Annotated in this window: 12 protein-coding genes; all 12 read left to right on the forward strand. The window is 70.1% G+C overall.

Features of this window, described 5'->3' with window-relative positions; translation table 11 throughout:
• The first annotated feature begins 392 nt into the window (after window positions 1-392).
• The 12 genes from JF597_RS10110 to hppD all read left to right on the forward strand — a co-directional run bounded on the left by JF597_RS10110 (window position 393) and on the right by hppD (window position 14,181).
• Complete coding sequence (locus tag JF597_RS10110; protein ID WP_293992012.1) at window positions 393-551, forward strand: hypothetical protein; 159 nt, start codon at window positions 393-395, stop codon at window positions 549-551.
• A gap of 609 nt (window positions 552-1,160) precedes the next feature.
• Window positions 1,161-2,942, forward strand: coding sequence for a fatty acyl-AMP ligase (locus JF597_RS10115; RefSeq protein ID WP_293992014.1), 1,782 nt, complete (start codon window positions 1,161-1,163; stop codon window positions 2,940-2,942).
• Between the two features lie 171 nt (window positions 2,943-3,113).
• Complete coding sequence (locus JF597_RS10120; protein ID WP_293992016.1) at window positions 3,114-4,067, forward strand: condensation domain-containing protein; 954 nt, start codon at window positions 3,114-3,116, stop codon at window positions 4,065-4,067.
• Window positions 4,055-4,858 (forward strand): alpha/beta fold hydrolase, encoded by an 804-nt coding sequence (locus JF597_RS10125; protein WP_293992018.1) that lies wholly within the window; start codon window positions 4,055-4,057, stop codon window positions 4,856-4,858. The genes JF597_RS10120 and JF597_RS10125 overlap by 13 nt, the downstream gene beginning before the upstream one ends.
• Window positions 4,859-4,903: 45 nt before the next feature.
• The gene (locus JF597_RS10130) at window positions 4,904-6,877 is read left to right on the forward strand and encodes an ABC transporter ATP-binding protein (RefSeq protein ID WP_293992021.1); all 1,974 of its coding nucleotides are present in this window, start codon (window positions 4,904-4,906) and stop codon (window positions 6,875-6,877) included.
• 65 nt (window positions 6,878-6,942) lie between these two features.
• Window positions 6,943-7,788, forward strand: coding sequence for a 4-hydroxyphenylpyruvate dioxygenase (locus JF597_RS10135; protein ID WP_293992023.1), 846 nt, complete (start codon window positions 6,943-6,945; stop codon window positions 7,786-7,788).
• 57 nt (window positions 7,789-7,845) lie between these two features.
• A complete protein-coding gene (locus JF597_RS10140; protein WP_293992026.1) occupies window positions 7,846-8,928 on the forward strand; it encodes a prephenate dehydrogenase in 1,083 nt (360 codons plus the stop codon).
• Between the two features lie 368 nt (window positions 8,929-9,296).
• Entirely contained in the window at window positions 9,297-9,830 is a 534-nt protein-coding gene (locus JF597_RS10145; protein WP_293992028.1) for a hypothetical protein, read from the forward strand.
• 740 nt (window positions 9,831-10,570) lie between these two features.
• Entirely contained in the window at window positions 10,571-11,401 is an 831-nt protein-coding gene (locus JF597_RS10150) for a transcriptional regulator (protein WP_293992031.1), read from the forward strand.
• A 23-nt stretch (window positions 11,402-11,424) separates the two neighbouring features.
• Window positions 11,425-11,856, forward strand: coding sequence for a cold-shock protein (locus JF597_RS10155; RefSeq protein ID WP_293992034.1), 432 nt, complete (start codon window positions 11,425-11,427; stop codon window positions 11,854-11,856).
• A 199-nt stretch (window positions 11,857-12,055) separates the two neighbouring features.
• The gene (locus tag JF597_RS10160) at window positions 12,056-12,928 is read left to right on the forward strand and encodes a hypothetical protein (protein WP_293992036.1); all 873 of its coding nucleotides are present in this window, start codon (window positions 12,056-12,058) and stop codon (window positions 12,926-12,928) included.
• A 221-nt stretch (window positions 12,929-13,149) separates the two neighbouring features.
• Window positions 13,150-14,181, forward strand: a complete 1,032-nt coding sequence (gene hppD / locus JF597_RS10165; RefSeq protein ID WP_293992038.1) for a 4-hydroxyphenylpyruvate dioxygenase — start codon at window positions 13,150-13,152, stop codon at window positions 14,179-14,181.
• Window positions 14,182-14,260 lie beyond the last annotated feature (79 nt).

Below are 14,260 nucleotides of genomic sequence, written 5' to 3' on the forward strand. Positions count from 1 at the left end.
GTCGGTGTACGCCTTCGCGTTGTGCGGGGACATCGAGGACACGTTGGGTGTGACCGTGGAGCCCACCCTGGTGTGGGACGTCGACACGGTTGCGGCTCTGACCGTTCACCTGGCCGGCCTGGTGGCCGAACTGCCGTCGGCCTGAGAGGACTTGATGGCCTTGGCGCCGTGAAGGGCTACTAGCGTCCTGTGTCAGAGATTCGTGGCAGAAGCGGGCGAGGGAGTCCAGGATCTCTTCGGTGGTCTTGGTCCAGATGAACGGCTTGGGGTTCTCGTTCCAGTCCTTGACCCACGCGCGGGGCCCTGGGCCGTACAACTGGGACCGGCCTACCAGGGCGGTAAAGTGCGTTCAACGGTGGTCGCGCCGCCTGCGCACCAGCCTTACCGGCCTGATGGCCTGCGCCGCCGTCTACCGGGACTGCCTCACCGGACAGCACGACATCGTCATCGGCGTGCCCGTCGTCGGACGCTCCGGACCGTGCGAACTCGCCGTCCCCGGCATGACCTCCGACAACCTGCGGCTGCTGCTGCGGATCGAGCGTCAGGGATGATGCGCCACGAGCCGTGGTCGGTCCCCCGAACGCCCCGGTTGCTGCGGCCGATTGCCCCGAGGCTCCGGGATCAGCCAACCGGGCTGCAGACCGCCTTCCGCGCCACTCGCCGCCCCCGCACCCGCTTCGCGCGCGGGCCCGGCCGCCCTTGGCCGTCCGACCGCATCCCTGCGACGGAGGCCACGGCCCTGCAGTCGTCCGGTGGGAGGACACATGGGCTCCACCCCGTCGCCTGGGGTGAGACCGCCGCGCTCCCGGAAAACCCCCGTGCCGGGGGGCGCGGCAGCCACCTCCGACGGTCCTCGTCCAACTGGCGCACGGCGACGGTTGAACACCCGTGCTGATCATTTGCACCGCGTTGAACGCCCGCACCATCACCAGTGGGTTGGGGCATAGTGAACTGCGCCGCCAGGAACCGACGGAGTTCGGCGAGGCCGGATGTCAGGACGCCAGGACGCCTGGACCGGATCGAGGAACCGCGGGCAGAGCTGCGGCCGAACTGCCTGATCGCGGCAGTCGAGAACGACACCACTCAGCCGCGCGGCGCGTGCCGCCGTGCATGTCCGCGCGCCGCCCAGACCGACGCAGCGCCAAGCCCAAGGGGACACAATGGCCTTCGAGCTGACCGGCTACCGGAACCTCGGCGACGCGTTCGCCGCGCGCGTCGCCCAACACCCCGACAAGACCGCGATCACCATCTACCGCGACTCCGCCGAGGCCGCGCACGAAAGCCTCAGCTACGCCGAACTCGCCCGCCGGGCCGGCCTGCGCGCCGCCGACCTGGCGCAGCACCTGGTTCCCGGCGAACGCGTCCTCATCGCGCTGCCCACCGGCACCGAGTTCGTCGAGCTCTACCTCGCCTGCCTGCTGGCCGGTGTCATCGCCGTGCCCGCCCCGCCGGCGACCGGCTCCAGCAGCGCCGCCCAGCGCGTCGCCGCGATCGCCGCGGACTGCACCCCAGGACTGGTGTTCGCCGACGCCGGGGACCTCGACACGCTCGCCGAGCGTTTCCACGCGCAGGGCCTGGGTCGCGTCCCCGTCCGGGCCGCCGCCCCTGTGCCGGCCGGTGAGGCGGCCCCAGCGGCGCTCCGCGGCCGCCACGCCGACCATGACTCGCTCGCCGTCCTCCAGTACAGCTCCGGCTCCACCGGCACCCCGAAGGGCGTGATGCTCGCCCACGGGAACGTCCAGGCGAACCTCGCGGCCCTGCACTCGGTCATGGGCCTGAACGGTGACGACTCGTTCGGCAGCTGGATGCCGCTGCACCACGACTTCGGTCTCTTCTGTCAGCTCAGCGGCGCACTCTTCTTCGGCGCAACATCGGTCCTGATGCCGCCGACGGTGTTCGCCCGCCGGCCCATCGAGTGGTTCCGGATGATGAGTGAACTCCGGACCACCGCCAGCTCCGCCCCCAACTTCGCGTACGGCATCGCGCTGCGCCTCATCAAGGACGAACACCTCGAAGGGCTCGACCTGTCACCGCTGCGCTTCCTGAGCAACGGTTCCGAGCCGATCCACGCCCCCACCATCGCCGCGTTCACCAAGCGATTCGCGCAGATCGGCCTGCGTCCCGAAGCCGTCGTGGCCGGCTACGGCATGGCCGAGGTCACCGTCTACGCCAGCGGTACCCCCATCCCGCTCCCGCCGACCGTCCTGGTCGTCGACGCCCAGCGCCTCGCTGACGCGGACCACCCCGCGCTGGTTCCCGCCCGTGACGGCCGCGGCAAGGAGATCACCGGCGTCGGACGCCCCGAGGCCTTCGACGCCCTCATCGTCGACCCCGCCACCCTGCGCCCCCTGTCCGCCGGCGAGGTCGGCGAGATCTGGCTGCGCGGCGACAGCGTCGGCCGCGGCTACTGGGGCAGACCCGACCTCACCGCCCGTGCCTTCCACGCCCGCCCCGCCGGTGCTGACGACGCCGAACCCGGCTGGCTGCGCACCGGCGACCTGGGCGCCCTGGTGGACGGCGAGCTGTTCATCACCGGTCGGCTCAAGGAGGTGATGATCGTCCACGGCCGCAACTTCTACCCGCACGACCTCGAACACGAGGCGCGCGCCGCCCACCCCGCGCTGGAGAGGTTCGTCGGCGCCGCCTTCGGCGTCCAGGCACTCGACGAGCGGATCGTGCTGGTGCACGAGGTCAGCCCGACCGTGTCGGCCGAGGAACTGCGCGCCGCCGCGGCAGCCGTCATCCGCCGCCTCACCGCCGCCACCGGTGCGCCGGTCCGCAACGTCCTGCTGGTGCGGCGCGGCAGCGTCGACCGCACCACCAGCGGCAAGATCCAGCGCGCCGCGATGCGCGACCGCTTCCTGGCCGGCGAGATCACTGCCCTGCACACCGAACTCGAACCAGCAGTACGGCAGTTGACCGCAGGGCCCGAAACCCTGTGACGCCCACCGGCACCGCAGGCGGGATCGTGAACCGGTTGGCGTGGATGCAGGCCGAGTACGGGCTCACGGGCGCGGATCGAGTGCTGCGGAAGACACCGTTCTCGGCGGTCACTCGCTGCTGGTCACGCGACTGGGGGCCGACTGCGCGGCGACCTCGGAGTGAACCTGCCGATGCCCACCCTGTTCGAGATGCCGACCCCGGCCGGGCTCGCCGCCTGGCTTGCCGATCAGACCGTCGGTCCGAAGAAGGCCAGGCCCGCGCTGCGACCGATGCGCAAGCAGGAGGAGCCCGGTAATACCGCTGTCGTTCTCGCAAAGAGCCGGCTCTGGTTCCTTGCGCAGCTCCAAGGACCGAACGCGACCTTCGACAACCGCATGGTGCTGCGCCTGACCGGCAAGCTGGACCATCGGGCGCTCAGCACGGCCCTGCGGGACGTGATGGGGCGTCACGAGGTGCTGCGCACCACGTTCCCACTGGTCGACGGCCGCCCCTGCCAACAGATCGTGGAGCTCGACGCCCTGCTGTGGGAGCTGCCGGTGGTCGAGGTCGTCGACCCGGAACAGTCAGGCGAGCCGGATGAACCGGCAGCGCTCGACCTTGCCGCCGCAGAGGTCCCGGCGAAGCTTCCGGGAGGGACGGTCGACGCTGCGGACCTGGTCGGCGCGGTGGCCCGGGCAACCGCGTACACGCTCGACCTGGCCGCGGAAGTGCCGCTGCGGGCCTGGCTCGCGGCGTCTTGGAGACGACGGCGAGGAGGATGCCTGCGGCGATCAAGATGCTGGCCGCAGTGCGGCGTAGGTCGCTGCCGAAGCGTCATCCCCCGGACGGAACGCCGCCGTCATCCCATGGACGGAAGGGTGTCGCCCGGTGTGTGCTCAACTGCGTCCCTGCGGCGGTTGAACACCCGCGGGGCGGGTGTCCGCGGTCGGCGACGCTTGATCGCCGCAGCGCTGCGATGCCATCGTGAGCCGCGGCGCAGCAGGGGTGAGCCGCGCACAACAGGCCGTCTGGGAAGCAGAGTTGGAGCGAGGTCACCGGCGAAGCGGCCACCCGGGACCGCTCCCGCGCCGCGCGGGGCGTGTGTGTCGCCCCCTACGAGAAGGGGCTCGTCATGCCAGTCGTGAGCACCAACGGCATCCGGCTCTCCTACCAGCGGTCGGGGAGCGGTGTGCCCGTCCTGCTGATCATGGGGTCCTCGGCCTCGGGCCGGGTGTGGACCCTGCACCAGACACCGGCCCTGAATCGTGCCGGGTACGAGACGGTCGCCTTCGACAACCGGGGCGTTCCCCCGTCCGACGCGCCTTCGGGCGACTACGCGCTCGCCGACCTGGTGGCCGACACCAAGGGCCTCATCGAGCGGCTCGAGCTGGGACCCTGCCACCTTGTGGGAACCTCGCTGGGCTCCATGGTCGCCCAGGAGCTGGCGCTCGCCGCGCCCGAACTGGTCCGTTCGGCGGTGCTGATCGCCAGCAGGGCCCGGTCGGACACCTTCCGGCGGGCCCAGCTCGCCGCGGACAAGGCGCTGCGGGAGAGCGGGGTGCGGTTGCCCGCCGACTACGAGGCGGTCAAGACGGTCGCCGAGATGTTCTCGCCGGCGACGCTCAACGACGACGCCGCCGTCGGCCCGATGCTGGAACTCTTCGAGCTGGCCGGAGGCGGGAACACCGCCGCGGGGCAGGCAGCGGTCGTCGAGCGGCTCGGCGACCGCCGGGAGGCGCTGGGCGGCATCACCGTGCCGTGCCGGGCCATCGCGTTCGCCGACGACCTGATCAGCCCACCCCACCTGGTCGCCGAGGTGGCCGACGCCATCCCCGGCTGCGACTTCGTGGAGATACCGGACTGCGGCCACCTGGGCTACCTGGAACGCCCGTACGAGGTCAACGCGGCCGTCATCGAGTTCTTCGACAAGTACTGAGCACGCGGCGGCGCGCCATGCGCGGCTGCATGAGAAGCGAGGCGGATGTCCGTGTCGATGATGGGTGGCGGAGGCCCGGCACTGGGCCCGGCAGGGCTGCGGCTGGACGATGAGTCGATCACCCGGCAACGGATCAGGCCGGGCACGGTGCGCCGGATCATCCCGTATACGAAGAAGTTCCGCTGGTCGCTGCTGCTGCTGATGCTGACCACGGTCGTCAACGCGGGCACCGCGGTCGCCACCCCGCTGATATTGAAAATGATCATCGACGACGGCATCGAGCCGAGGGACCGTTCACTGGTGGTGGGGCTGTGCCTGGCGGTCGCCGGACTGGCGCTGGTCGACGCCGCGGCGGTGTACGTCCAGAGCTGGTGCTCGGGCCGGGTCGGCGAGGGCATCGTCTACGAGCTGCGCACCCAGGTCTTCGCCCATGTGCAGGAGCAGCCCCTGGCCTTCTTCACCCGGGCACAGACCGGTGCGCTGGTCAGCCGGCTCAACGCCGACGTCATCGGTGCCCGGCAAGCGGTCACCACATTGCTGTCCCAGTCGGTCTCCACGCTCCTGACGCTGGTCCTCGTGCTCGGTGCGATGTTCTACCTGTCGTGGCAGATCACCGTCGCCGCACTGGTGATGATTCCGCTCTTCCTCGTGCCGGTTCGGCTCATCGCCCGCCGCCTGCAACGGCTCACCCGGGAGACGATGCAGCTCGACGCCGAGATGAGCTCGATGATGAACGAGCGCTTCAACGTCTCCGGGGCGATGCTCGCCAAGCTCTACGGCCGCTCGACGGACGAGGAGGCGATGTTCGCGGGCAAGGCCGCCCGGGTGCGGGACGTCGCCGCGGTCGGCGTAGTGTGGGGGCGGCTCCTGTTCATCATCGTCAGCGTCCTCACCGCCATGACCACGGCTCTTGTCTACGGCCTCGGAGGCGTCCTCACCATCGACGGGACGCTGGAGATCGGCACCCTGGTGGCCATGGTGACGCTGCTGCTTCGACTGTACGGGCCGATCAACCAGCTGACGACCATGCAGTCGACCGCGATGATCGCCCTGGTCAGCTTCGACCGGGTGTTCGAGGTACTGGATCTGAAGCCCATCGTCAGCCAAAGCCCCACGGCGCGCGCGCTGCCCGCCGCCGATTCCGCGCCCGACATCGAGTTCGACCACGTCTCATTCCGGTATCCCGTCGCGAAGGAGGTCTCCCTCGCCTCCCTGGAGACCATCGCACTGCGCAGGCCGGAACGCGCCGACAACGTCCTCACCCTGGACGAACTGACCTTCCGCGCTCCTGCCGGCAAGCTCACCGCCCTGGTCGGCCCGTCAGGAGCGGGCAAGACCACCATCACCCACCTGGTGCCGCGCCTCTACGACCCCAACGAGGGCCGGGTGCGCATCGGCGGCCACGACATCCGCGACCTGACCCTCCAGTCGCTGCGGGACACCGTCGGCGTGGTCACCCAGGACGCGCACCTCTTCCACGACACACTGCGCGCCAACCTGCTCTACGCCCGGCCCGACGCCGACGAGAAGGACCTGACGGAGGCGTGCCGGGCAGCCCTGATCTGGGACACCGTCCAGGCGCTCCCCGACGGCCTCGACACCGTGGTCGGCGACCGGGGGTACCGGCTGTCCGGCGGGGAGAAGCAGCGCATCGCCCTCGCCCGGCTGCTGCTGAAGGCACCGGCCGTCGTCGTCCTCGACGAGGCCACCGCCCATCTCGACTCCGAGTCGGAGGCCGCCATCCAGCGAGCTCTGAAGACCGCGCTGGCCGGCCGTACGTCACTCGTGATCGCCCACCGCCTGTCCACCATCCGCGAGGCCGATCAGATCCTCGTGGTCGAGGCGGGCCGGATCCGTGAGCGCGGAACCCATGCGGAGCTGATCAGCCAGGGCGGGCTGTACGCCGACCTGTACCGCACCCAGTTCGCCGAGCAGGCGCCCGAGGACACCGACGTCGCGTCCGGGGTGCCCCAGCCCGATCTCGTGCCGCCTGTTCAACTGCCGCACGGTCACAGTTGAACAGCGGATCCCCCGGAGCGCCCGGCCCGCCGGCCTCCGCCCCACCGCTCGCAGGAAGGAAAGGCATGGCAGCGCGCGACATCGCCTACGTCGAGCTGTACGCCAAGGACAAGCAGCAGACCGCCCACTCCTTTGTCTCGCTGGGTTTCACCTGCGTGGCGGACTCGGTGGCGCCGGACCGCAGTTCCCTGCTGCTTCGGCAGGGCGCCGCCCACCTCGTCATCACTTCGGGTCCCGCGACCTGGAAGTTCCTGGACACGCACGGGGAGGGCGTCGCGGACATCGCCCTGCTCTGTGCCGACGTCACGGCGACGGCGCAGCGGGCCGTGCGGGCCGGCGCCGGTCTGACCGCTTCCATACGTGGCAACCCGATCCTGTCCGGGGCCGGTGGACTCACCCACGCCCTGCTGCCGGCCACGCGGACCGCGAACCTGTTGCCGGCGGGCCACCGCTGGGTCGAACTGCCCCAGGATCTCGGGCCGTCGGCTGAAGGGAACTGGCTGCTGGACCGGGTGAGCATCGCGGTCGACGGGCCGGATCCGGAGGCCTACCTCCCCCTCTACGTGGACGCCTTGGGGTTCGTCCGGCAGCGGCCGGGAAACGCGTCCGGGGCTGCGCAGGAACCGTCAGCCGTCCTCCTGGACAGCGCCGACGGTGGCACGACCCTCACCCTCTTCCGGCATCAACCACGCCCTCTGGCAGGGGAGTCCACCTCACACGCCGGGGACGATGACAGGCCCGGCGTGCGGCAGCTGTCCTTCCTGGTCGATGACATCGCCGTCGCACGACCTCCCCGCCTGAGCGGCGCCCTCTCCATCGAACTCGTCCAGCGGGGCGGGTCCGGCGGCGATGTCGCACAGGTCCTGGCCCCGCGGAAAGCGGGGAACCACCACCGGCTGACTGCCGGATGATCCCGCCCGCCGCCTTCGACACCGGCCACCGGACCGCCGGAGAAGGAAGTAGCTGTCATGCGCTCCGCAGTTGTGGTCGGCACCGGACTCATCGGAACATCCGTCGCGCTCGCGCTCAGCGCCCAGGGCGTGGCGGTGCACCTGCGGGATGCGGATCCCGAGGCGGCCGGCATCGCCGCCTCCCTGGGCGCCGGGACCGTGGAGGCCCCGCCCGCGGTTGTCGACCTGGCCGTGCTGGCGGTGCCTCCTGCCCTGGTCGGCAGCGTCCTGGCCGACGCTCAGACGGCCGGGATCGCCCGCCACTACACCGACGTGGCGAGCGTCAAGGCGGAGCCGCGGGAGGACGTCGTCGTGCTCGGCTGCGACACCGCCCGCTACATCGGCGGTCATCCCATGGCCGGGGGAGAAGTCAGCGGACCCACCGCCGCCCGCGCCGACCTGTTCGAAGGCTGCACCTGGGTGCTCACACCGACGCCGGACACCGGCACGGAGACGCTCAACACCGCCCTGGAGCTGGTGGCGACCTGCGGGGGCACCCCCGTCGTGATGGCGGCCGCCGAGCACGACCGCGCGGTCGGCCTCGTCTCCCACGCCCCGCACGTCGTGGCGGCGTTGGTCGCCAAACGCCTTGCGAAGGCGGGGGAACGGGCGGTGAGCCTCGCCGGGCCGGGCGTGCGGGACCTCACCCGGATCGCGGGCGGTGACCCGGACCTGTGGGTCGACATCCTCATGGCCAACGCGGGTGTCGTCGCCGACATCTTGGAAGAGCTGGGCTCCGACCTGGGGGACGCTGTGGCCGCCCTGCGCGCCACGGCGGCCACGGACGAGGCCAAACGCGATGCCGGCCGACAGTGCGTCGACGCCCTGCTGCGCCAGGGCAGGTCGGGCCGTCGGCGCATCGCCGGCAAGCACGGCATCCGGCCCGCCCGCTACCGGACGCTCGGTGTGGTGGTGGGCGACCAACCCGGCCAGCTGGCCCGGCTGTTCGCCGACGCCGACCGATCCGGCGTCAATATCGAGGACATCCATCTGGAACACTCCACGGGTCGGCTCACCGGCGTGGTCCGGCTGAGCGTCGACCAGCGCGCCGCACCTGCTCTGCAGGACGCGCTCCACTCCCAGGGGTGGCGCATTCAGTGAGGGTCTCGGCCCACGGACGTACGTCGACGGGATGAAACGGCACCGGACCGCGGGCAGCGGGATGATCCGAAGGACTCGTGGGGGACGCGCCGGGCCAACAGCCGGTCCAGGCCTCGTACCGTCGGGCGCCGTCGGTGGGGAACACCGCGGCAGGGCTGGACGGATCGGAAGGACTGATGTGGCGTGGCACCCCAGCGAACCCCGGCCCGGCGTATTACCGACAGACCGCCGGCCGGGCGGCCGTGATCCGCGGCGAGCGCGACCGGGGCCGACTGCTACGGCGCGCCCTCTCTCAGGGGCGGCCGCTGGATCGGCACTCCGCTCCGCAGTCCGCCGTCGCGCCGTGGGCGGCGGCATGGTGGAACCTGATGCACCCCGAGGCCGCGGGGCTGGCCGGGGCGGTGCGCCCGGGGGCCGTCTGCCTGGTCGTGGGCGGTGCCTGTGACATCTGCACGGCGGCGCTGTCGGTGCTCGCCGGCACCGGCGGCCAGGTGCACTGTCTCGACTCGCCGGACCGGCCCCCCCGGTGGTCGGCGATGGCCCCGATGCTGGGCGGAGCCGACGTTGTCGTGCACGGGTCCACGGACGGGGTGGACGCCGTGTGCGAGCAGGCGGAACTGCCCAAGGTCGACTTCATCAAGGCCGACGTCCGCAAAGCCCAACCAGGCCTGTTGTTAGACGCCTTCGTCACGCTGCTGCGCGACCGGCCGGCCCTGCTGCTGCGCATCGGCCCCGGCGGACCGGTCCGCCGGGGCCGATGCGAGCCGGACATCGTCAGCAGCCTCACTCGTTCCCTGGCGTACGAGGTGTACCGCTGGCAGGGAGGGGGCTGGCGGCCGGTCACGTCCGCTGTGCGGGACGAGGGAAAGTACCTGTTCGAGATTCCGACGGGCCCACCGTGAAAACTGAATCGTTGATCAAAAAACTGTCGGCGGCACGGAGCGCCACTGGCCAACGCGGAATGGGCCCCTCAAAAATCGGTATATGGATCCCTAAGAATTTCGCCGATTGAGGCTTGAGGGCTCGACAGTGACATGCGGTACACGTGATCATTGCTGTAACCAACCGGCAACATCGTAGAGCGGGACGGGGGCGATGATCTCGGTGAAAGGTGCTGGTGATCCCGGGTGTCAGGCCCGGACAGGGTATCCGTCAGGTCGATTCTTGTCGCTTTGACCTGCATCATGAGTAGTTTTTCCTACTCAGGCACAATGTGACCGGAACCCTTTGTTTCGTCTGATCCTCACGGCCGACCCAATGCTTACTGTCGATGGTCGGGACGGCGTGGCCCGGCGGTGAGGTGGAATTCCCCTGCCCTGAGATCCCGCGAGCGTCAGGTCCTGAGCAGTCAACCAACGGGGTGAGCAGATTGCATCAGCCAGTCCCAGTCGGAGTCCCTCACGCTGTCGTCAACCCTCCATCGGCCGCCGATGCCCACAGCACTGGCACCGGTGGCGATGGATCCGGAACATCGGAGTCCGGATCGCTGCCGCCCCAGGAGCGGCCAAGCCCCGAGTGTGTACCCATATCGACTCTACTTCCCGGTATTTCGCCCCGGTCCGAAGGGCCGGACACGGAACACGTCGCCCGCCTCGCCGAAATCGAAGACGCTCTTCCGCCCATTCTCGTCGACCGCCGCACCATGCGGGTGATCGACGGAATGCACCGCCTGATGGCCGCCTTCGTTCGAGGCGACCAGATGATCAGTGTGGAATTTTTCGAGGGCAGCACCGAGGACGCGTTCCTGCATGCGGTACAGGCGAACGTGACGCATGGTCTTCCACTGTCGCGGGCCGACCGTCGGGCCGCCGCGGCCAAGATCGTCGCCTCGCACCCGCACCTGTCCGATCGGGCCATCGCACGTGCCGCGGGCCTGGGTGCCAAGATGGTGGCCTCGATCCGCCGCCAGGCCGACGGGGTGGTGCAGCTGCACGCCAGGGTCGGCAGGGACGGCAAGGTCCGTCCGCTCAGCAGTGATGAAGGACGCAGACGCGCGGCGGAACTGATCGCCGAGCGCCCGGACGCCTCACTGCGGGAGATCGCGCGGCTGGCGGGGATCTCCCCGGCGACGGTCAGCGACGTCCGCAGGCGCCTGCTGGCCGGCGAGCCCCCGGTGGTCTCCGGCGAGCAGCCGGCGCAGGAGGGCAAGGCAACCGACGCACCCATGCGGGTGCGAAGGCTGCGCGGCGAGCGCAAGGAGGAACTGCTCGACGCCGATCCCATCACCGTGCTGGAGAAGCTGCTGCGCGACCCCTCCCTGCGGCACAAGGAGGAGGGCAGGAACCTGCTGCGCCTGCTGCACCAGAACGCCATCGGAATGCGCCAGCGCTCAGAACTCACCGCCGCGGTCCCACCGCACTGCGGTGCGCTGGTGGTGAACCTCGCCCGGCAGTACGCGGAGACGTGGCTGGAGTTCGCCCAGAAGCTCGACGAGAAGGTGCAGTCGGCCCGCCGTCCCGCCGCGGGAGAGTGACGGGATCAGTGCGCTCCGCTGTTGTGGCATACAGAGACGACTTCTCGGAGGTTGGTGTGGTCGCCGGTCGTGTGGTGAGGTTCGACGGTGCTCGAGGCTATGGATTCATCGCCCCGGACAACGGTGAGGAGGACGTCTTTCTGCACGCCAACGACCTCCTCATTCCCGAGGTTTACCTGAGGTCCGGCCTCGCGGTGGAATTCGATATCGACGTCGGTGACAGGGGGCCGAAGGCGTCCTCGGTGCGGCTGGCAGAGGGGGCCGAATCGCCTGTTCCGGTGGCACGGAACTCGCCGGGAGACAACGTTATCGACGACGTCGTGCGCGAGGACGAGTTCACCGTGGAACTTACTGAACTCCTGCTCCGGACACCATCACTGACGGCTGTTCAGATTGTCGAGATCAGGCGAGAGCTGACGGCCTTCGTCAAGAAGCACGGCTGGGTCGAGGGCTGAGCTCAACCGGCTGACAGCGGCGGCTCGACCCTGCCCCGAACGAGACGAAAGTCGGCGCGTCGGTTCCACAGGAGGTCTTCTTGCGGGAAGCAGACACTCGCCCGGACCCGTGGTCGTCCGGCTCCTCGCCTCACTGCTGCCGGGCGAGTCCCCACGCTCCCAGGGAAACGACGCCGAACACGTCGCGAGACTCGTGACCGTGGACCAGCCGCTTACCCCCATCCTGGTGAACCGGCGCACGATGCAGATCATCGACGGGACGCACCGCATGCTCGCCGCCGTCGCGCAGGGCCGGCAGACGATCGAGGCGGAACTCTTCGACGGAACCGGCGAGGACGCCTTCCTGCTCGCCGTGTCGGCGAACGTGGACCACGGACTGCCGCTGTCCCGCAAGGACCGGTGGATCGCGGCGAAGAGGATCATCGCATCCGCACCTGTCGGACCGGGCGATCGCCTGCATTCGGGTCTCAGCGCCAAGGCGGTGGCCGCGCTGCGCGCTCGTTCAAGTGAGGGCCAGCCGCAGTTGAACGCCGGACGCGGCCGGGACGGCCGGATGCGCCCCCTGGACGCCGCCAAGGCCCGGCTGCGGGCGGCGGAACTCATCACCGAGCACCCCGACGCCTCGCTGCGCCACATCGCCGCACTGGTCGGGCTCTCCTGGGCGACCGTGAGCGACGTCCGCAGACGCCTCGCGTCCGGCCTGCCGCCGGCCGGACCGAAGCACCACCCGGCCGGGCCCGCGGCAGACGCGGACGAGGACGGAACCGTCCCGGACGGCACGGGGAGGGCGGAGCCGGCAGCGGCCGCGGCGGGCCCGGCGGCGCGGGAGAGCCGCGCGCGTCCCGGATGGCCTCGTGCCGTCTGCTCCGGTACAACGCCGTCGTCCTGCGGGAACGGTCCCGGCTCATCGCCGCGGTGCCACCGCACTGGCGCGCCCTTACCGCGCAACTCGCGCACCAGTACGCCAGGAAATGGAGCGCTTTTGCGCCGGAACCGGAGGAGTGCGTCAACGGGACGGCGCGTGCCGAGCGCCGGCGGCTGGCCGGGAGTTGCCAGCCGCCCACGCCGTTGATTAACGGCGCCACTCCCGAGATAGTGGTCGGGTATTCCTCTTGAGCGATCCCATTCTTCGGTCAATTGAGACCCGGATGTGCGCTGTATTTTGCTGTCGACCGCCGGTCCGATCCGCCGAGCATGAGGGACGAAGCCGCTCCGATTGAATTCACGGCACAGGAATCGCCGCTGCTCGGGCGGGCCGCTCCTGGCCATTCTGCTTTCGAGAGGGTTCTCAAAATGACAGTGCGCGACATCGCCTATGTCGAACTGCTCACCAGCGATGAACAGGACACCGTCGGCTATTTCCAGGCGTCGATGGGTTTCAGCCAGGTGGCCAGGTCCACGGAGCCCGAACGAAGCTCGGTGTTCCTGCGGCAGGGAGACGTACGCCTCGTCGTCTCCTCGGGCCCGGCGACCTGGAAGTTCCTGGACGCCCATGGCGACGGCGTCGCGGACATCGCCCTGCGCTGCGACGACGTCGTACGTACCCGGGAGGCGGCAGCGGCGGCCGGGGCGAGGATCGTCACGCCGGGAACGAGAAGTCCCACGGTGGTCTCGGGATTCGGGGACGTCTGCCACACCCTGCTGCCCGTAGCCGAAAACGCCGGTCCGGCCCTGCCCGACGACCGTCCCTGGATACCCGAGCCCACCCCGGGCACACGGCAGTCCCGCCCTGACCCCATCCGCCTGCTCGACCACGTCGCCGTCTGCCTGGAGGGCGGCACCCTGGAGGCGTACGCCGACCTCTACCGGGACGCCTTCGGGTTCTCCCGCTACTCCTCGGAGTACGTGGACGTCGGAGGACAGGCCATGGACTCCATCGTCGTCCGCAGCGCGTCGGGCCGTGTCACCTTCACCCTCGTCGCGCCGGACCCCCGCCTCGGGTCCGGACAGCTCGACGCCTACCTGGAACGCAACGCGGGCCCGGGCGTCCAGCACCTGGCGTTCCTCGTCGACGACATCGTGCCCACCGTGCACGCATTCCGTGGCCGGGGCGTGGAGTTCCTGAACACGCCTGCCAGTTACTACGACATGCTCCTCGAACGGCACGATGGGCTGCACTCGGAGATCGATTCCCTGCGGGCCGCCCACGTTCTCGCCGACCGGGACGAATGGGGCTATCTGCTCCAGCTGTTCAGCCGCTCGCCCTACGAGCGCAACACCCTCTTCTACGAACTCATCCAGCGACGCGGCTCCCGCGGTTTCGGCAGCTCCAACATCAGGGCCCTCTACGAGGCCGTGGAGCGCGACCGGCTGAACGCCGAATGACCCGCGCGGCTCCGGGACCGGTGGCCGAGGACGCTTTCACCCTGCACGACTTCGCACCTCGCCCGCGCCCGGCTGGCCC

It is taken from the genome of Streptomyces sp. (assembly GCF_019510245.1).
GTDB lineage: Bacteria > Actinomycetota > Actinomycetes > Streptomycetales > Streptomycetaceae > Streptomyces.